Raw genomic sequence first — 19,851 nt, forward strand, 5'->3', positions numbered from 1 at the left:
GTCAGTGCAGCCAGGATGCCAGGCAGCCATTGCGCGGGCTGAGACACCGCTGCGATACGCATCCCATCAACGTCCGTGCTCGCGCCCGGGGCGGTCGCTGCGGAAGGTCTCGATCGCGCCACGGTCCTGCAGGGTCACGTCGACATCGCGCCCGTCGGCGCCGCCGAAGGCCAGGTTGGTGGGCTTGCGGCCCTTGGTCGCGACCTCGTGCAGCAGCGTGCCGTCGGGCGCCAGCACGATCACCTTGCCGGCGTCGTAGCGGGCCACGTACAGGTTGCCGTCGACGTCGCAGCGCATGCCGTCCAGGCCGGCGTCGGCGAAGCTGGCGAACAGCCGCTTGTTCGAGACGCTGCCGTCGGCCGCACGGTCGTAGACCCAGATCCGCCGCTGCACGCTCTCGTTGACGTACAGGCGTTTGCCGTCGGGGCTGACCTCGATGCCGTTGGTGGTGCCCATGCCGGTCTCGATCAGATGCGCGCTGCGGTCGCGGTCGATGCGCCACAGCTGGCCGCCGTCGTGCTTCCAGTCCGGGTCGCTGGCGTACAGGGTGCCGTCCGGCGCCATCGCGATGTCGTTGGGCTGGAACGCGCCCGGCAGCGTGGCATAGACCTCGATGCGCTTGTTCGGCAGGGCGATGCGCAGGATGCGGTGCTTGCCGTAGTCGGCCACGTACATGCGCCCGCGGCGGTCGAAGCGGATGCCGTTGCCGATGCTGCCCTCAGGAAGATCGACGAACAGAGTGGCCTGCCCGCGGCCGTCGGCATCGCGCTGGACCCGGCCGATGCTGCCGTCGTGGGCGAAGTTGACCACGTACAGCGCACCATCGGGGCCGGTCGCAGGACCTTCGATCTTGTCGGTGAACACGCCATCGCCGACCAGGTCGCGGGCGTGGAACAGGGGCTCCTGCGCCCCGGCCGGGACAGCCAGTAGCAGGGCGAGGGCGGCGAGCAATGGGCGGCAGCGCATCGGGTGTCCGGACGGCGGGGGAGGCGGCAGTGTGCCAGAGGCCCCGGCGCATCGCGCGATAGCGCTCACAGTGCCGATGCCGCACGAGCGGTTAGGGTGGAGCATCCTTCCGGTCGGAGTTGCGCATGGAGCCGTCCTCGCCGAATCGCCGCCGCCTGTTGCTGGCCGGCCTCTCCGCCACCGCCGCAGGCATGCTCGGAGCGTCCGCATGGGCGGCCACGCCGGCGCGTCGCCGCAAGCCGCTGGGCGTGGCCCTGGTCGGGCTCGGCGAGTACGCCAGCAGCCGCCTGGCTCCAGGGCTCACCCTGACCAAGCACTGCCGCCTGGCCGGCATCGTCACCGGCTCGCCGCAGAAGATCCCGCAGTGGCAGGCGCGCTACCGCATCCCCGATCGCAACGTCTACAGCTACGACGAGCTGGAGCGCATCGCCGACAACCCGGATATCGACGTGGTCTACGTGGTCACGCCCACCCATCTGCATGCGCCGCTGAGCATCCGCGCCGCGGCCGCCGGCAAGCACGTGTGGTGCGAGAAGCCGATGGCGCTGCATGCCGCGCAGGCGCAGGCGATGATCGAGGCCTGCGCGCGCAACAAGGTGCGGCTGAGCATCGGCTACCGCATGCAGCACGAGCCCAACACCCGGCGCCTCATCGCCCTGGCCGGCGAACGCCCGTTCGGGGCGATGCGCAGCGTGCGCGCCGAGGCGGGCTACGCCGGCTATGGCGACACCGACCCGGCGCAGCGGCCGTGGCGGCTGCGCGCGCAGTACGGCGGCGGTGCGATGTACGACATGGGCGTGTATCCGCTCAACGCCGCGCGCTACACGATCGGCTCCGAGCCGCTGGCGGTGAGCGCGCGGCGTTCCACCGATCGGCCGGCGCTGTTCGACGAGGTCGACGAGCACATGCACTTCACCCTGGAGTTCCCGCACGAGGTGACCGCCAGCTGCGCGGCCAGCTTCGGCCGCACCATGAACCTGCTGCGCGCCGAGTGCGCGAATGGCTGGTACGAACTGGCGCCGTTCCAGGCCTACGACGGCGTGCGCGGCCGGGCCAGCGATGGCCGCCTGTTCGACGCGCGGGTGCGCCACCAGCAGGCGCTACAGATGGACGAGGACGCGCTGGCGATCCTGCAGGGCACACCGCTGCGCGTGCCTGGCGAGGAAGGCTTGCGCGATATGCGCATCGTCGATGCCATCCAGCGCTCGGCGCGGGAGGACGGGGCGCGGATCGTGTTGTAGCGGTGGGCGGAGCCAATACGAAGAAACGGGTCGGATGCTCGCGGCCGCTCAGCGCGGGATCGCCAGCACCGTGATCTCTTCGCGGTCGTGGTAGAGCTGCTTGGCACGCAATTGCAGCGGACGCTCGGCGCGCTCGGCGAACAGGTCCAGGCACAGCCGGGTCTCGTCCCAGCGCTTCTTCATCGGCAGTTTCAGGTTGAAGATCGCGTGCCGGCACCATCCCTCGCGGAACCAGGTGGCCATGCGCTCGGCGACGCGGCGCGGTTGCTCGACCATGTCGCAGACCATCCAGTCCAGCGGTTGCGGCGGTTTCCAGTGGAAGCCGTCGGCGCGCAGGTGGTCGACCAGGCCGCTGTCGAGCACATGCTGGCGCAGCGGGCCGTTGTCCACGCTGGTCACGTGCAGGTGCTGGCGGGTCAGCACCCAGGTCCAGCCGCCTGGAGCGGCGCCGAGGTCGGCCGCGCGCATGCCCGGGCGCAGCAGCGTCTCGCGCTCGTGCGGGGTCAGCAGCGCCAGCAGCGCTTCCTCCAGTTTCAGCGCCGAGCGCGAAGGCGCCTCCGGCAGCAGCTTGAGGCGCGGGATGCCCAGCGGCCACGGCGCGCTGTCCTCGCTGTCGGCCACCGCCAGCAGGGCGTGCGTGCCGGTCACGAAGCACACGTGCAGGCGCGGCAGCCGCGGCTGCGGCTTGTCGCTCAGCAGGCCGGCCTTGCGCAGCGCCGGGCGCAGCGCGTTGCCGAAACTGCGCGCCAGGCCCGACAGCGGCTTGCCGGCGTCCGAGTCCGGATGTTCGACCCACAGGTCGCCGAAGCGGGGCTGTCCGGCCAGCGCCTGCAGGATCGGCGCGATGCGGTCGCTGGCCGGCAACTCGCGCAGGTCGGCCAGCAACTGCAGCTTCTGCCGGGCGAAGATCAGCCCGCGCCAGGGCAGCGCCTGCGCCGGCACCGCGGTGTCGCTGAGCAGCAGCGCATAGCCGCTGTTGCGCTCGGTGCGGGCGTAGGCGGCCAGCCCGGCCTCGCCGGCGCGGGCGTTGAGCTCGGCGGCCAGTTCGGGTTCGAAGCCGGGCCGGCAGTAGCACAGCAGGCCATGGACCAGCGGGCCGTTCTCGGAGGACATGGGCAAGCCTTCGCCGGCGGCGTCAGTAGCGGGGGCTGTCGAGTTCGCCGTAGCGGCGCAGCACCGCGCAGGCGGCGTCGCGGTGCAGGCCGCGCACCACCTCGATGCCGCGGCGCTGCAGTTCGCCCACCCAGTCCGCCGGCAGCGGGCCTTCGTCGAACGGGGTCAGCGCCATCACGTCCTCGGCGCTGGCGCCGATCAGCAGGCGGTCGATGCCGGCCCAGATGGTGGCGCCGTAGCACTGGCAGCATGGCTGCGAGGAAGTCGCGAGGGTCACCGGCGACAGCACCGCGTTCAGCCGTGGGGTCTGCAGGCGCTGCTGGGCCAGCATGTAGGCCATGTTCTCGGCATGCGCCAGCGATGTGGTCTGCGGCACCACACGGTTCACGCCGACGGCGATGATGCGGTGGTCCGGGCCGAACACCGCCGCGCCGAATGGGCCGCCGCTGCCGGCGTCCACGTTCAGCCGCGACAGTTCCACCGCCAGCGCGACCTTGTCGGCGTCGCTGGCGTAGACGGCCTGCGGATCGACCGCGTCGTGGATCCAGGCGGGCAGGGTGAGGTGGACTTGCGCGTAGAGCATCAGCGGACGGGTTCGGCAGGCTGGGGGGCGCGCAGTGTATCGGCTTGCGCGGGGCGCGCGCTGCATTGCCCGGCCACGCACGAGCAGCCGGCGATCGCGGGCGAGCCGCACACGCTCATGCGCCCGCTGGCCTGGCACTGCGCCATCACGCCCTGCGGATCGGTAGGGCTGTCGCGGTTGACGCAGGCCGGCATCGCGCCGCAGCAGTTGCCGACGTTCTTGATCGTGCAGTCGGCATCGGTGCGGCAGCTGGTGTCGACCTTGATCGGCAGGCCCGGTGCGGATGCCGCTTGCGCCGGCGCCGGCACCGCCGGCTTGGCGGTTTCGCTGCGCGCGCAGGCGCTGGACAGCAGCATGCCGGCGAGCAGGCACAGGGAACACAGCATCGACGCGAAATGGCGGGACATGGCGACCTTCCGTGCGGTGGAGTGCGGCCATGGTAGCAACCCCTGCGCCGCCGCCGGCTCAGCGGCGCACGACCGTCATCGTGTCCGCGTTCTCCTGCGCGATCCGCAACGCTGTGCCGTCCAGTGCCTGGTGCAGCGCCTGGCGGATGCTGATCTGTCCCTTCACCGCGTTGACCGGCAACGATGCGAGGCCGGGATCGCGGTACACGACCATGCAGCCGGTGGCGTGGGCCAGTTGCTGCGCGACCTCATCGAAGCGCCCGGCCGGCAGGTCGTAGGCGTGGTCGGGGACGGCGTCGCACTTGCCGGTTGCCGCCGGTGCGCTGGCGTTGGCGGCCGGGCTCGGCGCCGCGCCGGATGGCGCGTTGGAGGCGTGGCAGCCAGCCAGTGCGGCGGCCAGGACGAAAGCGGGGCAGCAACGGCGCAGGACGGTGTGCATGGCGCGATTCCCGTGGGAGGACCTGCGCAAGTCTAGGCAGCGCCGCTTAACCGGGCTTGGCTTCGCGCACGGCGGGTTGCGGCCGCGCATGCACCAGGGTGCACCACAGCACGCCGCCGAGCAGGCAGGCGATCGCCAGCAGTTCCAGCGCGGTCGGCCAGCGCTGCTCCCACAGGAAGCCGTACAGCAGCGCGAACACGGTCTCGAACACGATCATCTGCCCGACCAGGGTCAGCGGCAGCAGCCGGCTGGCGTGGTTCCAGCAGGCGTTGCCGATCACCGAGGCGAACAGCGCCAGCACCAGCGCCATGCCCCAGAAGCGCATCCACTCGGGGCCGGCGTGCGACGTGCCGGCCAGCGCGAACGCCGGCAGCGCCAGGCCCAGGGCCAGCGCGCCGGTGACCACGCCGGTCAGCAGCGACCAGTCGCGGCCGGACAGGTCCTGGCGCCGCCGCAGCCAGCGCGCGTTCTTGATCGAATAGGCGGTCCAGCACGCCAGCGCGCCGACCGCGCAGGCCAGTCCCGCCGCACGCAGGCCGCGGCTGGCCGGAATGTGCGGCCGCGCGACGGCCAGGGTCTGCACCGCGACCAGCGCCACCCCGAGCACGCACAGCGCGCAGGGCGCGGCGAGCCGGCGCAGACGGACCGCGCCGGCCGCGCGCGAGCCGATGACGGTGACCGCCGCCGGCAACAGGCCGATGATCAGCGCGGTGGCGGCGCCGCCGGCCCACTGCACCGCGCTGCCCAGCAGCACATAGTAGACGATGTTGCCGAGCAGGCTCAGGCGCAGCAGCGCCCACCATTCGGCCGCGCCCAGCGGCGCGGTGGCGGCGCGCCAGCGCGGCAGCAGCACCACGGCGGCGATGGCGCCATAGGCCAGGTAGCGCGAGATGGCCAATTGCAGCGGCGAGAAGGCGCTCAGCAGTTGCGGCGCCAGGAACACCAGGCCCCACAGCGCGCCCGCGACCATGCCGCTGCCGACCCCTGCCCATAGACGTTCGCGCATGCGGTTCGTTTCCGTATCGGCCGTGTCAGCCGTGACGGCTCAGCATGCCGGCGCCGGCAGCGGCCGGCTTGTCCCAGACTCCTGTCCTGACGCGGGGCGATGACGGCGGCGGTAGGCGGCCGGGGTCTGCCCGGTGCTGCGCTTGAGCGCGCGGGTCAGCGCGCTCTGGTCGGCATAGCCGCTGTCCTGGGCCAGGTCGGCGATCGGCCGGTTGCCATGTGCCAGCTGTCGGCGCACCCAGTCCAGCCGCCGTGCCGCCACCCAGTCCTGCGGCGTGCGCCCGAATGCAGCGCGAAACAAGGCGTGCAGGCGGCTCGGGCTCAGGTGCGCCAGCTGCGCCATGCGCCGCACCGGCCAGTCCTGGCCGGGCGCGGCCTCGATGCGCCGGCACAGTGCCTGCAGCCGCTGCCAGCCGCGCGGCGCGGTGCCCGCCTGCAGCCAGGCCAGCACGGCGGCGCCGGCATCGGCATGGGCGATGGCGAGGTGAGGATGCGGCGCCTGGGCGGCGAGCAGATCCTGCAGGGGAGGGGGCAGGTCGAGGAATGGCTGTCGCCGCAGGCGCTCCAGCGCATAGTCGCCAAAGGTATCGGTTGTGCAATCGACGACCAGGAAGCGGTTGGCGTCCAGCGCGCACTGCGCATGCCGGGTCTGCGGCGCGACCACCGCGGCGCGGAAACGGTCCAGATAGCCGCCGCGGCCGTCCACCTCCAGTTCCATCGAGCCGTGCAACGGCAGCACCAACTGCACGTGGTCGTGCTGATGGGCGGCGCCGTCGCGGCCGTAGCTGCGCAGGCTCAGGGAAGGGGCGGGGGACATGCCCGTTACGCTAGCGCGCTGGCGGTGGCGGTGGAAGGGCGGGGATTGGGGATTCGCAACAGCCCGATGGTGCGCTGTCGTCGTAGATACCGTCTTACCCCCTAGCAGGCAAGGCCCCTTTTCGGATCGAACGCGGTGCCCGATTTGAGAACCCCGTAGGCCAGGTGCAGGAGCTTGCGCATAGCGGCGCACACGATCTGCTTGCCGGCTTTGCCGCGTTCGCTCAGCCGCTGTTTCAGCGTCCGGATGATCGGGTTGTGGGTCATGGCCACCAGGGCCGGCATGAACAGGCCCGCGCGCAGGCGGGGCGAGCCGGTGCGCGAGATGCAGACGTGGCCTTTGCGCTCGCCCGACTCCTGCAGGCACGGATTCAGGCCCGCGAAGGCGGTAACCGCCGAGGCATCGGCGAAGCGCCTCACATCGCCAAGCTCGGCCAGCATCAAGGCCGCGCTGGTGTCGGCAATGCCCTGGATGCTCACCAGCAGCTCGCGCTGCCCACGCAAGGTCGGATCCTGGTCGATATGGTCATCGATGGCCTGCTCGATCTGGGCGATGTGGTGTTGCAGATCGGCCAGATGGACCTGGATCGAGTCCTTCACCTGGGCCGGAGCGACCTCCAGCCGGTTGCGCTCCATCTGCAGCATCTGTTGCAGATCCTGGCGCCGGCGCACCAGCGCTTTGAGCTGCTTGAGCGCCGGCGGATCAGGGTGCCAACGGCGCAACTGCTCGCGGTGACGCAGGGCATAACTGGCGATCAGCTTGGCATCGCTGCGATCGGTCTTGACCCGGCTAAGCTGGCTGCGTGCGTACGCGGCCGTCTGCGCCGGGTTGAGCACGCACACCCGATAGCCGCGTGCGTGGAGGAACTCGGCCAGCGCCTGGTGGTAGGTGCCGGTGGCCTCCATGGCGATCCAGCTATCGGGCTGCGCATGCGTCTGCAGCCATGCCTGCAGAGCCTGGAAGCCCTTGGCGTCGTTGGACAACTTGGCCTTGGTACGGTGCTTGCCATTGGTCAGATCGATGGCCACATCGAAACTGCGTTTGGCGACGTCGATGCCGATGACGGGAGACATACGCGATTCCTCCATCGTGTCAGGGTCATGATCGGCGCTGGGCCCGGTCCTGCCTTGTCGATGCGAGTTCACGCCCGGGGGCGGACTCTGGATACCGTTCGGACACACAAAGGCCAGCATGTGGAGGGCGGAGCCGATCTACGATGCAAGCTCGAAGCTTTAGGAGCGACTGGACCTCCCACACCTCCTCCGATGATCAGTCGGAAGACATGACGCCTGTCTAGGGGCGACATGTCCAGATACAAGGAGCGGCTTCAGCCGCGACCCTGGGCTCCTGCCCGTCGCGGCTGAAGCCGCTCCTACGGACGCTTCGAGCGTTTCATCGCGGTGTACCAGCGATGCTGCGGTGCGGAGACCAGGCGCCGATATCGGCCGGCGCTGGCCTATGGGGGCGCTGCGCGTGCGGCCGCGAGGACCGCACGCGCATTGCGTCAGGCGCCGCCCTGGCCACCGCTCCATGTATCGCGCAACGTCACGCTGCGGTTGAACACCGGCGCATCGGCGCGGTGGTCGTAGCGGTCGGCGACGAAATAGCCGGTGCGCTCGAACTGGAACGCCTGCTCCGGCGCGGCCTGGGCGGCGGCGGGTTCGACGTAGCCGCGCACGCTGCGCTTGGATTCGGGATTGAGGTAATCGCGGTAGGTCTTGCCGTCGGACTCGTCGTCGGGCTTCTCCACCGAGAACAGGCGGTCGTACAGGCGGATCTCCGCCTCCACTGCGTGCGCGGCGCTGACCCAGTGGATGGTGCCCTTGACCTTGCGGTTGGCGCCTTCCATGCCCGGGCGCGATTCCGGGTCGAGCCAGCCGCGCAGTTCCATGATTTCGCCGGCGTCGTTCTTGATCACTTCGTCGACGCGGGCGATGCCGGCGCCGCGCAGGCGCACTTCGCCGCCCGGCACCAGCCGCTTCCAGCCCTTGGGCGGGACTTCGGCGAAGTCCTCGCGCTCGATCCACAGCTCGCGCGAGAACGGCACCTCGCGCGTGCCGAAGCCCTCGTCCTTGGGATGATTGGAGAAGGTCAACGTCTCGCTGTGGCCTTCGGGCAGGTTGCTCAGCACCAGCTTCAGCGGCTCGATCACCGCCATGCGTCGCGCGGCGTGCGCGTCCAGGTCTTCGCGCAGGCAGCCTTCCAGCACCGAGAAGTCGATCACCGAGTTCTGCTTGCTGATGCCGACGCGGTCGACCAGCAGGCGCAGCGCGGCCGGCGTGTAGCCGCGGCGGCGCAGGCCCTGCAGGGTGTACATGCGCGGGTCGTCCCAGCCGTCCACCAGGCCCTCGGCGACGAGTTGGGTCAGCTTGCGCTTGCTCATCACCGTGTAGTTGATGTTGAGCCGCGAGAACTCGATCTGCCGCGGCTTGGCCGCCTCGCGCGGCAGGCCCTTGTCCAGCAGCGGCTGCAGCAGTTCCGGGTGGCCGGCCAGGTCGACCTTGTCCACGCACCAGTCGTACAGCGGGCGGTGGTCTTCGAACTCCAGCGTGCACAGCGAGTGGGTGATGCCTTCCACCGCATCGCCCAGCGAATGCGCGAAGTCGTACATCGGGTAGATCGGCCAGGCGTTGCCGGTGTTCTGGTGCTCGACGTGTTTGATCCGGTACAGCGCCGGGTCGCGCAGGTTGATGTTGCCGCTGCTCATGTCGATCTTGGCGCGCAGGGTGCGCGCACCGTCCGGGAACTCGCCGGCGCGCATGCGCCGGAACAGGTCCAGGTTCTCCTCGACGCTGCGGGTGCGGTACGGCGAGTCGCGGCCCGGCTCGGTGAGGGTGCCGCGGTACTCGCGCACCTGCTCGGCGGAGAGGTCGCAGACGAAGGCGTGGCCGTCGCGGATCAGTTTCTCGGCGGCCAGGTAGTACACCTCGAAATAGTCCGAGGCGTGGCGCAGTTCGGCCCAGTCGAAGCCCAGCCAGCGCACGTCGTCCTGGATCGCGGCGACGAATTCGGGATCTTCCTTGGCCGGGTTGGTGTCGTCGAAGCGCAGGTTGCAGCGCCCGCCGAACTCGGCGGCGATGCCGAAGTCCAGGCAGATCGCCTTGGCGTGGCCGATGTGCAGATAGCCGTTGGGCTCGGGCGGGAAGCGGGTGCGGATGGCCGTGTGCTTGCCGCTGGCCAGGTCCTCGCGGACGATCTGGCGGATGAAGTCTTTCTTCTCGGCCGGGGCGGAGGCGTCGGTGGCGGGGGTGTCGGACATGCGCGCGTCGGAGACTAAGTAAAGCGCAAGTTTATAGTAAGTAAAGCGCTGCTTTAGCTTGGTCGGGCTGGTCGGCGGCCGTCCTGGCGCGTAGGCTGCGGAGCAATTCACCCGAGAGAAGCCCGCATGCCGGCGTTCCGTCTTGCCCTTGGCGTCATGCGTCCTTCTCGGTCGGCGTACCCGTGTACGGGCCTGTTTTGCCTGTCTTCGCTCCAGGCCATGCCTGGGTCCGCGGCTCACGGCTGAGGGGCCGACCATGCAGATCGCCTACCGCGCCCAGCACCTGATCGATGCGCACCTGGCCAAGCACGCGCTGGAGGATGCCGGCATCACCGCCTTCGTGTTCGGCGAGGCCCTGCTCGGCGGCGCCGGCGAGTTGCCGTTCGGCGTGGTCCAGGTCTGCGTGGCCGACGAACTGCTGGAAAAGGCCCAGGAAGTGCTGACGGCATTGGGCCTGGGCGGCCAGGTGACGCGGGCGATGTAGGTTGGGGGCGGGGATTGGGGAGTCGGGATTGGGGATTGGCAAAAGCGGGGTGCCGCCTTTGCGAATCCCCAATCCCTAATCCCCAATCCCGGCCGTCGACCAGCCCGGCGGCGCGGCATCGGCCACGGCCAGCGCACGCAGGCGCTTGAACAGCACCACGGTCTCGGCCACGTTCCAGACCCGCAGGGCCACTTCGAAGGTGTCCAGCGGCTTGGTCAGGAAATCCTTGGCGCCCAGGCCGAGGGCGCGGTGGCGGGCGCTGCGGCTGGGGTCGGCGGTGAGCACGATCACCGGCAGGAAGCTGGACGGGCCGGCCAGCCGCGCCAGTTGCTCCAGGATCGCGTAGCCGTCCAGCTCCGGCATCATCAGGTCGAGCAGGATCAGGTCCGGCGCGAATGCGGCGACCAGCCCCAGCACCCGCTGCGGGTCGGTGGTCGCCACCACCTGGCGGAAGCCTTCGCGCTGCAGCAGTTCCTCCAGCAGGCGGACGTTGGCCGGTTCGTCGTCGACGATCAGGATGCGCGCGGCGAGGACATCGTTGCGGGTCATGCGAGGTGTCGGTCCAGAACGGAGAAGAAGTCGGCCACGTCCAGCGGCTTGGTCAGGTAGGCGCGCACGGGCTCGCCCTGCACGCGCGCCAGCGTGGTCGCGGTGGCATCGGCACTGACCACCACCACCGGGATCGCCGCGGTGTGCGGCTGCGCGCGCAGCGCCTGCAGCAGGTCCTCGCCGTTGCCGTCGCTCAGGTGCAGGTCGAGCAGGATCAGGTCCGGCGTGGCCTGCTGCAGATGCGCGTGCGCCTGGGCCAGGCTCGCAGCCTCGTGCAGGCGCCAGTGCGGGCGGCGTTCGACCAGGGTGCGGATCAGCGCCTGGTTGGAGGGGTTGTCCTCCACGCTCAACAACTGGCGCTGTCCCCCGCCCGCCGTCGTCGTCGCCACGGCCGGGTCCGGCAGTGCCGCCGCCTGTGGGCGGTCCAGCGGCAGCGCGATGGTGAAGCGCGATCCGTCCGGGTCGCTGTCCACGGCGATGCGCCCGCCCATCGCCTCGGTCAGGCGCTTGCTCAGCGCCAGGCCCAGGCCGGTGCCCTCGATCGCCGAGCGCTCGGCGCCGAGCCGCTCGAACGGAGTGAACAAGCGTTGCACCTGCGCCGGCGTCAGGCCGTGGCCCTGGTCGTGCACGGTCAGCGCCAGGGACTGGCCTTCCGGCACCGCGCTCACCCACACCGCGCCACCCGGACGGTTGAACTTGATCGCGTTGGACAGCAGGTTGATCAGCACCTGACGCAGCCGCTGCGGATCGGCGCGCACGGTCCACTCCGGCGGTAACTCCGGTGGCCGCAGCACGATGCTGCGCGCCTGCGCCTCCGGCGCGACCAGCCCCAGCGCCTCTTCCAGCGCGGTGCGCACCGGCACCGGGCCTGGGCTCAGGTCGAGCTGGTCGGCCTCGATGCGGGCGATGTCCAGCAGTTCGGTGATCAGCCCCAGCAGGTGCCGGCCGGCGCCGAGGATGTGCTGCAGGTGGTCGCGCTGCGCCGAGCCCGGCAGGTCCATCTCCAGCACCTGCGCATAGCCGAGGATGGCGTTGAGCGGGGTGCGCAGTTCGTGGCTGCTGCGCGAGAGGAATTCGGTCTTGGCGCGGTTGGCGCTCTCGGCCTCGCGGCGCGCCGACTGCGCTTCCTCGGCGCGCGCAGCGAGCAGGGTGCTGGCCTGCTGCAGGCGTTGCGCGACCTGGCCCAGTTCGTCGCCGGCCGGCGGCTGCGGCGCCAGCGGCCGGCCGTCGCCGAGGCGGTCGGCATTGGCCGAGAGCTGGCGCAGGCGCCGCGACAGCGACGAGGCGAACCAGGCCACCGCCAGCACCGCGCCGAGCCCGCCCAGCATCGCCGCGCACAGGGTGATCAACAGGTTGCGCTGGCGCAGCGCCTGCGCCTTGGCGGTACGCACTTGCAGCTGCGCAGTCTCGTAGTTGCGCAGCTCGCGCAATTCCGCGCGCAGGATGTCGAGGGTGACCTTGCCCTCGCGCAACTGGCGGATCTCTTCCTCGCGGCTCAGGTCCGGCGCCAGCAGCCGCCGCCAGCCCTGCATCTTCTCCTCGAACAGCGGCTGGATGCGGGCGAAGCGCTGCGCCTGGCGCGGATCTGTGATGCGTTGCGACAGGCGCTGCACCACGGTCTTGAGCCGCGGCTCGGCGTCACGGTACGGGGTCAGGAACGCGTCCTGACGCACCAGCCGGTAGCCGCGCACGCCGGCGGCGGTCTCGGCCAGCAGCGCATGCGCTTCATGCAGGTCGCTGAGCAACTGCAGGGTGCGGCGCACGTCGTTCTCGGCGGCGATGTTCTGCCGCTCCACGCTGTAGATCGCCACCAGCGCCGCCACCAGCAGCAACAGCGGCAGCGCCACCAGCGCCAGGCTCTTGCGGGTCAGCGGCCAGTCGTTCCAGCGCCGCGCCAGCGCCCTCACAGCGCCACCCCCGCCTGCACCGCGACCACTGCGGCCTGGGTGCGGTCGGCCACCTGCAGCTTGTGCAGGATGCGCTCGACGTGGACCTTGGCGGTGCCGGCGCTGATGCCCAGTTCGGCGCCGAGCGCGGCATTGGTGAGGCCGCGCGACAGCAGCGCCAGCACCTGCCGCTCGCGCGCGCTGAGCACGGCCAGGCGGTCGGCCTGCGCAGGTTTGCGCCGCCGCGGCGCACGCGGCGGTTCGGCCGCCAGCGGTGCCAGCAGCGCGGCGATCGCGGACAGGGCCTGCACGTCTTCCGGCGCCGGCACGGTGCGCGTGTCCCAGCCCAGGCACAGCGTACCCAGCGGCACGCCCAGCGCGGCGATCGGCAGGCACAGTTCGCCGGCCTCGTTGGCGGCATCGCCGCGCAGGCGCCACGCATGCGCCGGCGCCTCGACAGCGACGCTGGCGCCCGGCGGCAACGCATCGCCCTGGCTGGCCAGCACCAGGCAGCGGGCGCCGCGCACCGCCAGCACCGCGGCGTGCGGGGCCGCCACTAGTGCGCTAGCCGGCACGAGCGCGTGCCCGGCGGCCCGCGCGGCATCGCCGGCCTCGCGCAGCGCCGCCGCGGCGGCGGCGACCGCCTGCCAGCGCGCCGCGTCGGCAGCGTCGCGGCGCAGTGCCTCACGCCACTGGCCTGCATTGGAGGGAGGGTGCACGGGCGCGTCTCCGGTATGCCGAACGGCATATTCGAGGATATGCCGCCCGGCGGATGTTGCGCAAGCCGCCGCTGCCAATACTCGCTTCGCCCCGAGACGGCATCCCCTCAGCACACGGAGACTTCCCATGCGTCGCATCCTGTTCGCCCTGGCACTGGGCCTGACCACCACCACCTCCACCGCGCTGGCCGCGCCGGCGATGCACTACGACGGCCAGCCGGCGACGCCGGCCAGCAGCGCCGAACGCGAGATCGCCGGCCTGTTCGACCGCTGGAACGCGGCGCTGGCCACCGGCAATCCGCAGCGTGTGGCCGACCTGTACGCCCGCGACGGCGTGCTGCTGCCCACGGTGTCCAACCAGGTGCGCGCCAGCCGCGCCGAGATCGAGGACTACTTCAGCCACTTCCTCGCCGCCAAGCCGCGCGGCGCCATCAACTACCGCCAGGTGCGGCTGCTCGACGACGACAGTGCGGTCGACGCGGGCGTCTACACTTTCACCCTGAACAATCCCGACGGCAGCACCCGCCAGGTGCAGGCGCGCTACACCTTCGTGTACGAAAAGCGCGACGGGCGCTGGCTGATCATCAACCACCACAGCTCGGCGATGCCGGAGCCGGTCGCCGCCGCGACGGCCAGCGCCGCCGCGAAGTGAGCGTCGTGCCTGGTGCCGCGGCGGTGGTCGGGCGCACTTGAAAGCGGACTCCGGCAGCGCCATCCACATGACATCGCCGTCGTTGCCAGGAGTCCGTGCCATGTTGGGAATCGGTGCCTTCAAGCAGCGCCTGCCGCGCCCGGGCGAGAGCCTGCCGGGACACGCGCAGCCGCTGCCGCTGCACAACCGCCACTTCGTCAACGGCCATCCGTTGCGCGACGCCTTCGTCGGCCTGGAGCAGGTGCAGTTCGGCCTGGGCTGCTTCTGGGGCGCCGAACGCAAGTTCTGGTCGCTGCCAGGCGTGTTCAGCACCGCGGTCGGCTACGCCGGCGGCGAGACGCCCAACGCCACCTATCGCGAAGTGTGCTCGGGCCAGACCGGCCACACCGAGGCGGTGCTGGTGGCGTTCGACCCGCAGGCCGTGCGCTTCGAGCAGTTGCTGCAGACCTTCTGGGAAAGCCACGACCCGACCCAGGGCATGCGCCAGGGCAACGACACCGGCACCCAGTACCGCTCGGCGATCTACTGCACCACCCAGGCGCAATACGAGGCCGCGCTGGCCAGCCGCGATGCCTACCAGCAGCGCCTGGACGCCGCCGGCTACGGCCCCATCACCACCGAAATCCGCTTCCCGGCGCCGCCGTTCTACTACGCCGAGGACGAGCACCAGCAGTATCTGGCCAAGAACCCGGGTGGCTACTGCGGCCTGGGCGGCACCGGGGTGAGTTGTCCGATCGGGCTGGAGGCCTGAGCGAGCGCATCTGCGCATGGTGTGCGCAGGATGCTGTCGCCATCGGGGGGGGGCATAGCGACCGCGGGTGACGTCTTGGCGCGAGCCCGTTACTTCGCGGCACGCGGATCGCGCGTGTTCGCGGCGGCTGGCCGCAGCCGCGCCGCATAGCCGGACAGTTGCAGCGCCTTGCGTGGCGACAGCTCGGCCTTTAGCCGTTCGATCGCCGCGTCGCCGTCACGGCTGCGGCTGAGCGCGTAGTCGGTCCGCGCCAGTTCCAGCGTCGCGCGCTGGCGCACCGTCAGGTTGCCGAAGGGATCGAAGAACGAATCCACCCGCGTGCGGTCCTGCACGCCGGTCCAGCCGAACGCCAGTTCGACCGGGGTGTCCCCGGCGAGCCGTGTGTAGCGCCGCTGTGCCTCGGCCGGTGCAATGCGGCCGCTCAGCAGCGCCAGGCGCGTCTGCAACAGCGCCGTTTCGGCGGCTGGCGCGTCGGCCGCGTAGGCATCCAGGACGCGGCCCATCCACGCCCAATCGACGTTGCCGGTGTCGGCCTGGGTGCCGAGCAGGTTGAAGGCGAGGATCGCGGCGCGCTGCGTCGCGGTGGTGGCGCGCTCGACCGCGTCCGCCGCCGGGCGCCCCAGCGTCGAGGGCTTGACCAACGCGATCGCCGGATCGTGCGCGAGGATCGCTTCCAGGTCCGGCTTGTGGAAATAGCCGACCACGACCAGCACGGTCTTGCCCGGGTGCGCCAGCGCTGCGGCGCGGATGCGCTGGGCCTGCAGGAAGGTGCGGTACAGGTACAGGCGCCGCGGCAGGTCCTGGTCGGCACGGGGCGCCGGCGTCTGCGCCCACTTCTGCGCCGCGGCCACGTTTTCGGCCGCATCCGCCGCGAAGAAGTCGCGCTGCAGGGCGGCCTTGTCGGGGAACGACAGGAAACCCTGGAAACCCTGCTCGCGGCGCAGTTCCAGCGGGGTGTCCAGGTCCACGCCGAAGCCGAGCCTGGCGTCCTCCACCGGCGGCATCCAGTCGATCGGACACAGGGCGACCGGATGCGCCGCGGCGTACGGCAGGATCACGCCCTGCACCTCGTAGGTGTATTCGTAATAGTCGCCGCGCGCCGCTTGCTCCGGCGGGCGCTCGAGACAGATCGCATCCGGCGCGAGCTGCTCCAGGAATGCGGCAAGCACGCCCGGCTGGTCGCGCTCGGAGACCAGTTGCGCCGCATGTTCGACGCCCAGGATCGCGACCCGGGTCGGTGCCGGCGTGGCGGCCATGCCGGTGGCACTGGCGGCAGCCAGCGTCAGCGAAACCAGACAACGCGCCATCCATCCGCGCATGCACTCTCTCCTGTCCAAGCCATGGAAGCACCCTGCCGCTGCGCGAGTGTGCGTGACGCCGTTACGTCACGCCCGCCGCGGATCGACCGCGACGCCGCGCGAAGCCGCCGATGGCGGATTGCAGGGTATGGCGACAAGTGTAGTCATGGCGTGCCGCCGCCGTCTGTATGACAGGTGGCACTGGTCGCGCTAGACGAACTCGGCCGCGAACATCTGCCGCATCTGCGCGATCTGCTCCTCGCGTTCGGGGTGCAGCAGACGCAGGCATTCCTCGGCGAAGCTGACCGGGCTGGTGCCCGGTGCGGTGATCAGGCCGCCGGCGCTGACCGCGCGGCGTTCCTGGTAGTGCGCGCTGCCGGCATAGACGCCGGCGTGCTCGCGCAGGAAGGCTTCTGAGTTGCTGGTATGCGGACGGCTATCGAGCAGGCCGGCGTAGGCCAGCGCCAGGGTCGCGCCGCAGATCGCCGCCACGCCGCGGCCGGCTTCCAGGCGTTGCTGCAGCAATGCGCTCAGCCCGGGAATTTCGCCGGCCTGCCAGCGGTCGCTGCCGGGCAGCAGCCACAGGTCGGCGTCCAGCGGCGCCAGGTCCGACAGCGCGTGGGTGGGGTGCAGGTCGAGTCCGCCGATCGAGGTGATGGGCTTGCCGTCGATGCTGGCGATCTGGATCGTGTCGCCGAACCAGGCCCGCGCCGCCGGCAGGATGGTGCCGATCTCCCAGTCCGCCACGCCGTCCACCATCACCACTGCGATCGTTGCCATTGCCTTGCCTCTGCACTCGGGCGCGCAGCATAGCCCGGGAAAAGTTGCGTCCGCGCCAACGCGGTGCCGAAAGCGCCGCAGGTGATATGCGCCGCACCTATGTCTGTTTTCGGCGTTCGTAGGGCGTGCGCCTTCGCGCTCGCGCGGTGCAACCGCGTGCAGACGTCATCGAATCGATCGGGAGACAGCAGAAAAACGGGGACTCGCTTTTCCCGATTCCCCATTCCCGTTTCCCTATTCCCGCCCCCCAAGCGCAGCATCACCGCGCTTGGGGTGCAGGCAACACTCAGCCGACCAGCTTGTGCCGGATCGTGTCGCGCAGGGTCTGCAGATCCTTGGCGAAGGTGTCGATACCGCCGGCCAGCTTCTCGGTGGCCATCGGATCGGCGGCCAGGTCGGCGGCGAAGCGCTTGGCGTCGATCGGCTCGATCTTGGCGCCGTCGGCCTGGCCGGGCGAGAGCTTGCGCGGCAGCGGGCCGTGGTCGGCGTCGAGCTTCTCCAGCAGGTCCGGCGAGATGGTCAGGCGGTCGCAGCCGGCCAGCGCCTCGATCTGCGCGGTGGAGCGGAACGAGGCGCCCATGACCACGGTTTGCGAACCGCGGCGCTTGAACTCGTCGTACACGCCGCGCACGAACTGCACGCCCGGGTCTTCGTCGATGGTCGCCGGGGTCTGGCCCTTGGCCACGTACCAGTCGAGGATGCGGCCGACGAATGGCGAGATCAGGAACACGCCGGCCTCGGCGCAGGCCAGGGCCTGAGTGCGGTTGAAAATCAGCGTCAGGTTGCAGTCGATGCCGTCCTTCTGCAGCTGCCGCGCGGCCTCGATGCCTTCCCAGGTCGCGGCGACCTTGATCAGGATGCGGTCCTTGGGGATGCCGCGCTCGGCATACATGGCAATGAACTTGTGCGCCTTGGCGATGGTGGCGGGGGTGTCGTGGGCCAGGTCGGCATCCACTTCGGTGGACACGCGGCCGGGCACCAGCGCGCTGAGCTTGGCGCCGACGCCGATGGTCAGGCGGTCGGCGATCTCGTCGACCAGGGCGGCGTGGTCGCCGTCCTGGCTACGCGCCCAGGCCAGCGCCTCGTCGATCAGGTCGGCATAGACCGGCAGGTCCAGCGCCTTCTTCACCAGGGTCGGGTTGGTGGTGCAGTCCACCGGCTTGAGCCGCTTGATCGCGTCGTAGTCGCCGGTATCGGCCACGACCACGGACAACTCGCGCAACTGGGCGAGCTTGGAGGGGGCGGAAGAGGTCATCGGTATCTCTCGGAAACGAGTGGGAACAAGGATAGGGCCGCGCACGTTAACGCGCTGCGCGCGCGTTGTCGTCGTCGGCGCGCTGCACCGCGGTCACGCGCAGGCGCAGCGGGCGTCCGCCGGGCGCCTGCCAGTCGATCGACTGGCCCACGGCCAGGCCGAGCAGGGCGCTGCCGACCGGAGCCAGCACCGAGATGCGCGCATGCGCGGCATCGGCTTCGTGCGGATAGACCAGGGTCAGCTGGTGGCGTTCGCCGTGCAGTTCGTCTTCGCATTCCACACGCGAATGCATGGCGACGATGCCGGGAGGAAGTTGCTCCGGCGCCACGACGGTGGCGCGGTCGAGTTCTGCGCCCAGCGCGAGCGCGGCCGGGTGCTGCTGCAAGGCAGGGGAATCGAGCAGGGCTTCCAGACGCGCGAAATCGCGGCTGGAGAGGATCAACGAGGGCGGCAGGCCGCTGTGGTGTTGCGAGGTCATGGACAGGCTCCGGTTGGATGGCACAACGCACGGGGGCGGCACCGTGCCGCCCCCTGTTGCCATTGTGCAAGCAAGCCGGCGCCGATGCGACGCCGTGGCCGGGTCTGCCCCGCTCAGGCCACCTGGCGCGGCGCCTGGCTCGGCAGCGGCGCCTGCGCCGGCAGCGTGAACAGGTCTTCGGGGAGCGCGCCGAACAGGTGCGCCAGTTGCTGCAGGAACGCGCCCATCGCCGAACTGCGCCGCCACAGCATGGCGATGCGCCGGCTCGGTCCGCCCTCGGGCGCAAACGCCAACAGCCGCAGGTTCGGCGGGTTGGCCACCGGCGGCTGCACCGCCAGCAGCGGCAACAGGGTCACGCCGACGTTGGCCGCGACCATCTGTCGCAGCGTCTCCAGGCTGGTGGCCTGGAACTCGGCCTTTTCCAGCGCACCGGACAGATGGCACACGTCCAGCGCCTGGTCGCGCAGGCAATGCCCATCCTCGAGCAGCAGCAGGCGTTGCGCGTGCAGTTCCTCCAGGGTCAGCGGGGTCGGCCGCCGCGCCAGCGGATGCTGCTCGGGCACCGCCAGCACGAACGGTTCCTCGAACAGGAATTCGGCGTGCAACTGCTCGTCGTGCAGCGGCAGCGCCAGCAGTGCGGCGTCCAGCCGGCCTTCGCGCAGGCGGGTCAGCAGCACGTCGCTCTTCTCTTCGATCAGCAGCAGTTCCAGCTGCGGGAAGCGCTCGCGGATGCGCGGGATCACGTGCGGCAGCAGGTACGGGCCGAGCGTGGGGAAGATGCCCAGGCGCACGGTGCCGGCTTCCGGATCCTGGCTGCGCCGCGCCGCCTCCTTCATCTGCTCGATTTCGGCGACGATGCCGCGCGCGCGGCTGGCCGCCTCGCGCCCGGCCGGGGTCAGCATGACCTTGCGCGGAGCGCGCTCGACCAGCGGCACGCCCAGTTCGTCCTCGAGTTTCTTGATCTGCGTGGACAGCGTCGGCTGGCTGACGAAGCAGGCCGCGGCGGCGCGCCCGAAATGCTTGTGATCGGCCAGCGCCACCAGGTATTTCAGATCACGCAGGTTCATCGACGGGTTCCTCGGGACGCAGCGGCGGGAGGTGTCGCAGGGTCACAGCATAGAGCGTCTGGCGCAGATGGCGGCGAGACAGATGGGCGTGCGCGGCGCAGG

General features: G+C 70.6%; 21 protein-coding genes. 4 read left to right on the forward strand and 17 right to left on the reverse strand.

Annotated features, from left to right (window positions below; translation table 11 throughout):
• Window positions 1–66 precede the first annotated feature (66 nt).
• A complete protein-coding gene (locus RAB71_RS04615) occupies window positions 67–966 on the reverse strand; it encodes an SMP-30/gluconolactonase/LRE family protein (protein WP_010340014.1) in 900 nt (299 codons plus the stop codon).
• 191 nt (window positions 967–1,157) lie between these two features.
• Here RAB71_RS04615 and RAB71_RS04620 point away from each other — a divergent pair, with 191 nt between their 5' ends.
• Window positions 1,158–2,207 (forward strand): Gfo/Idh/MocA family protein, encoded by a 1,050-nt coding sequence (locus tag RAB71_RS04620; RefSeq protein ID WP_234006667.1) that lies wholly within the window; start codon window positions 1,158–1,160, stop codon window positions 2,205–2,207.
• 48 nt (window positions 2,208–2,255) lie between these two features.
• Here RAB71_RS04620 and rlmM read toward each other — a convergent pair whose 3' ends face one another.
• The 8 genes from rlmM to RAB71_RS04660 all read right to left on the reverse strand — a co-directional run bounded on the left by rlmM (window position 2,256) and on the right by RAB71_RS04660 (window position 9,830).
• Window positions 2,256–3,320 carry a 23S rRNA (cytidine(2498)-2'-O)-methyltransferase RlmM gene (rlmM, locus tag RAB71_RS04625; RefSeq protein ID WP_010340016.1) on the reverse strand — a complete coding sequence of 355 codons (1,065 nt, stop codon included), beginning with the start codon at window positions 3,318–3,320 and terminating at the stop codon, window positions 2,256–2,258.
• Window positions 3,321–3,342: 22 nt separating this feature from the next.
• The gene (locus tag RAB71_RS04630) at window positions 3,343–3,903 is read right to left on the reverse strand and encodes a nucleoside deaminase (RefSeq protein ID WP_010340017.1); all 561 of its coding nucleotides are present in this window, start codon (window positions 3,901–3,903) and stop codon (window positions 3,343–3,345) included.
• Window positions 3,903–4,310 carry a hypothetical protein gene (locus RAB71_RS04635; protein WP_010340018.1) on the reverse strand — a complete coding sequence of 136 codons (408 nt, stop codon included), beginning with the start codon at window positions 4,308–4,310 and terminating at the stop codon, window positions 3,903–3,905. The genes RAB71_RS04630 and RAB71_RS04635 overlap by 1 nt, the downstream gene beginning before the upstream one ends.
• A gap of 58 nt (window positions 4,311–4,368) precedes the next feature.
• Window positions 4,369–4,749, reverse strand: coding sequence for an STN domain-containing protein (locus tag RAB71_RS04640; RefSeq protein WP_010340019.1), 381 nt, complete (start codon window positions 4,747–4,749; stop codon window positions 4,369–4,371).
• Window positions 4,750–4,795: 46 nt separating this feature from the next.
• Window positions 4,796–5,755 (reverse strand): DMT family transporter, encoded by a 960-nt coding sequence (locus tag RAB71_RS04645; RefSeq protein WP_010340020.1) that lies wholly within the window; start codon window positions 5,753–5,755, stop codon window positions 4,796–4,798.
• 39 nt (window positions 5,756–5,794) lie between these two features.
• Window positions 5,795–6,571 (reverse strand): AraC family transcriptional regulator, encoded by a 777-nt coding sequence (locus tag RAB71_RS04650; protein ID WP_010340021.1) that lies wholly within the window; start codon window positions 6,569–6,571, stop codon window positions 5,795–5,797.
• 101 nt (window positions 6,572–6,672) lie between these two features.
• On the reverse strand, window positions 6,673–7,644 hold the full coding sequence (locus RAB71_RS04655) for an IS110 family transposase (protein ID WP_043094910.1): 972 nt from the start codon (window positions 7,642–7,644) through the stop codon (window positions 6,673–6,675).
• Between the two features lie 431 nt (window positions 7,645–8,075).
• A complete protein-coding gene (locus RAB71_RS04660) occupies window positions 8,076–9,830 on the reverse strand; it encodes a glutamine--tRNA ligase/YqeY domain fusion protein (RefSeq protein WP_010340669.1) in 1,755 nt (584 codons plus the stop codon).
• 256 nt (window positions 9,831–10,086) lie between these two features.
• On the opposite strand from RAB71_RS04660, the gene RAB71_RS04665 reads away from it, so the two are divergent.
• Window positions 10,087–10,314, forward strand: coding sequence for a DUF2007 domain-containing protein (locus RAB71_RS04665; protein WP_010340670.1), 228 nt, complete (start codon window positions 10,087–10,089; stop codon window positions 10,312–10,314).
• 75 nt (window positions 10,315–10,389) lie between these two features.
• Here the strand turns inward: RAB71_RS04665 and RAB71_RS04670 are convergent, their stop codons facing one another.
• The 3 genes from RAB71_RS04670 to RAB71_RS04680 are packed head-to-tail and all read right to left on the reverse strand — an operon-like array spanning window position 10,390 to window position 13,468.
• Entirely contained in the window at window positions 10,390–10,863 is a 474-nt protein-coding gene (locus RAB71_RS04670; RefSeq protein WP_010340671.1) for a response regulator, read from the reverse strand.
• Window positions 10,860–12,770 carry an ATP-binding protein gene (locus tag RAB71_RS04675; protein WP_010340672.1) on the reverse strand — a complete coding sequence of 637 codons (1,911 nt, stop codon included), beginning with the start codon at window positions 12,768–12,770 and terminating at the stop codon, window positions 10,860–10,862. Before RAB71_RS04675 ends, RAB71_RS04670 begins: the two co-directional genes overlap by 4 nt.
• Window positions 12,767–13,468: a helix-turn-helix transcriptional regulator gene (locus RAB71_RS04680; RefSeq protein WP_104609513.1), complete on the reverse strand. Its 702-nt coding sequence runs from the start codon at window positions 13,466–13,468 to the stop codon at window positions 12,767–12,769. Before RAB71_RS04680 ends, RAB71_RS04675 begins: the two co-directional genes overlap by 4 nt.
• A 127-nt stretch (window positions 13,469–13,595) precedes the next feature.
• On the opposite strand from RAB71_RS04680, the gene RAB71_RS04685 reads away from it, so the two are divergent.
• Window positions 13,596–14,120 (forward strand): SgcJ/EcaC family oxidoreductase, encoded by a 525-nt coding sequence (locus tag RAB71_RS04685; protein ID WP_010341949.1) that lies wholly within the window; start codon window positions 13,596–13,598, stop codon window positions 14,118–14,120.
• A gap of 100 nt (window positions 14,121–14,220) precedes the next feature.
• Window positions 14,221–14,871: a peptide-methionine (S)-S-oxide reductase MsrA gene (gene msrA, locus RAB71_RS04690; RefSeq protein ID WP_010341948.1), complete on the forward strand. Its 651-nt coding sequence runs from the start codon at window positions 14,221–14,223 to the stop codon at window positions 14,869–14,871.
• Between the two features lie 89 nt (window positions 14,872–14,960).
• On the opposite strand, the gene RAB71_RS04695 is transcribed toward msrA, so the two are convergent.
• The 5 genes from RAB71_RS04695 to RAB71_RS04715 form a co-directional block, all read right to left on the reverse strand.
• Window positions 14,961–16,190 carry a hypothetical protein gene (locus RAB71_RS04695; RefSeq protein ID WP_010341947.1) on the reverse strand — a complete coding sequence of 410 codons (1,230 nt, stop codon included), beginning with the start codon at window positions 16,188–16,190 and terminating at the stop codon, window positions 14,961–14,963.
• 189 nt (window positions 16,191–16,379) lie between these two features.
• Window positions 16,380–16,949, reverse strand: coding sequence for a type 1 glutamine amidotransferase family protein (locus RAB71_RS04700; RefSeq protein ID WP_010341946.1), 570 nt, complete (start codon window positions 16,947–16,949; stop codon window positions 16,380–16,382).
• A gap of 286 nt (window positions 16,950–17,235) precedes the next feature.
• Window positions 17,236–18,204: a transaldolase gene (gene tal / locus RAB71_RS04705; RefSeq protein WP_010341945.1), complete on the reverse strand. Its 969-nt coding sequence runs from the start codon at window positions 18,202–18,204 to the stop codon at window positions 17,236–17,238.
• A gap of 46 nt (window positions 18,205–18,250) precedes the next feature.
• A complete protein-coding gene (gene rnk / locus RAB71_RS04710; RefSeq protein ID WP_010341944.1) occupies window positions 18,251–18,682 on the reverse strand; it encodes a nucleoside diphosphate kinase regulator in 432 nt (143 codons plus the stop codon).
• A 113-nt stretch (window positions 18,683–18,795) separates the two neighbouring features.
• Window positions 18,796–19,749 carry a LysR substrate-binding domain-containing protein gene (locus tag RAB71_RS04715; RefSeq protein WP_010341943.1) on the reverse strand — a complete coding sequence of 318 codons (954 nt, stop codon included), beginning with the start codon at window positions 19,747–19,749 and terminating at the stop codon, window positions 18,796–18,798.
• Window positions 19,750–19,851: the final 102 nt, after the last annotated feature.

Origin of the sequence: Xanthomonas sacchari (assembly GCF_040529065.1) — a bacterium.
In the GTDB taxonomy this organism is placed as follows: domain Bacteria; phylum Pseudomonadota; class Gammaproteobacteria; order Xanthomonadales; family Xanthomonadaceae; genus Xanthomonas_A; species Xanthomonas_A sacchari.

Excerpts from the sequence above, each read along its gene's own strand:
- RAB71_RS04620 (WP_234006667.1), top strand. The coding sequence starts at position 1,158 with ATGCTCGGAGCGTCCGCATGGGCGGCCACGCCGGCGCGTCGCCGCAAG.
- RAB71_RS04640 (WP_010340019.1), bottom strand. The coding sequence starts at position 4,749 with ATGCACACCGTCCTGCGCCGTTGCTGCCCCGCTTTCGTCCTGGCCGCC.
- RAB71_RS04685 (WP_010341949.1), top strand. The coding sequence starts at position 13,596 with ATGCGTCGCATCCTGTTCGCCCTGGCACTGGGCCTGACCACCACCACC.
- RAB71_RS04660 (WP_010340669.1), bottom strand. The coding sequence starts at position 9,830 with ATGTCCGACACCCCCGCCACCGACGCCTCCGCCCCGGCCGAGAAGAAA.
- tal (WP_010341945.1), bottom strand. The coding sequence starts at position 18,204 with ATGACCTCTTCCGCCCCCTCCAAGCTCGCCCAGTTGCGCGAGTTGTCC.
- RAB71_RS04615 (WP_010340014.1), bottom strand. The coding sequence starts at position 966 with ATGCGCTGCCGCCCATTGCTCGCCGCCCTCGCCCTGCTACTGGCTGTC.
- RAB71_RS04655 (WP_043094910.1), bottom strand. The coding sequence starts at position 7,644 with ATGTCTCCCGTCATCGGCATCGACGTCGCCAAACGCAGTTTCGATGTG.
- rlmM (WP_010340016.1), bottom strand. The coding sequence starts at position 3,320 with ATGTCCTCCGAGAACGGCCCGCTGGTCCATGGCCTGCTGTGCTACTGC.
- RAB71_RS04715 (WP_010341943.1), bottom strand. The coding sequence starts at position 19,749 with ATGAACCTGCGTGATCTGAAATACCTGGTGGCGCTGGCCGATCACAAG.
- RAB71_RS04700 (WP_010341946.1), bottom strand. The coding sequence starts at position 16,949 with ATGGCAACGATCGCAGTGGTGATGGTGGACGGCGTGGCGGACTGGGAG.
- RAB71_RS04665 (WP_010340670.1), top strand. The coding sequence starts at position 10,087 with ATGCAGATCGCCTACCGCGCCCAGCACCTGATCGATGCGCACCTGGCC.
- rnk (WP_010341944.1), bottom strand. The coding sequence starts at position 18,682 with ATGACCTCGCAACACCACAGCGGCCTGCCGCCCTCGTTGATCCTCTCC.
- msrA (WP_010341948.1), top strand. The coding sequence starts at position 14,221 with ATGTTGGGAATCGGTGCCTTCAAGCAGCGCCTGCCGCGCCCGGGCGAG.
- RAB71_RS04695 (WP_010341947.1), bottom strand. The coding sequence starts at position 16,190 with ATGCGCGGATGGATGGCGCGTTGTCTGGTTTCGCTGACGCTGGCTGCC.
- RAB71_RS04630 (WP_010340017.1), bottom strand. The coding sequence starts at position 3,903 with ATGCTCTACGCGCAAGTCCACCTCACCCTGCCCGCCTGGATCCACGAC.
- RAB71_RS04635 (WP_010340018.1), bottom strand. The coding sequence starts at position 4,310 with ATGTCCCGCCATTTCGCGTCGATGCTGTGTTCCCTGTGCCTGCTCGCC.
- RAB71_RS04650 (WP_010340021.1), bottom strand. The coding sequence starts at position 6,571 with ATGTCCCCCGCCCCTTCCCTGAGCCTGCGCAGCTACGGCCGCGACGGC.
- RAB71_RS04645 (WP_010340020.1), bottom strand. The coding sequence starts at position 5,755 with ATGCGCGAACGTCTATGGGCAGGGGTCGGCAGCGGCATGGTCGCGGGC.
- RAB71_RS04670 (WP_010340671.1), bottom strand. The coding sequence starts at position 10,863 with ATGACCCGCAACGATGTCCTCGCCGCGCGCATCCTGATCGTCGACGAC.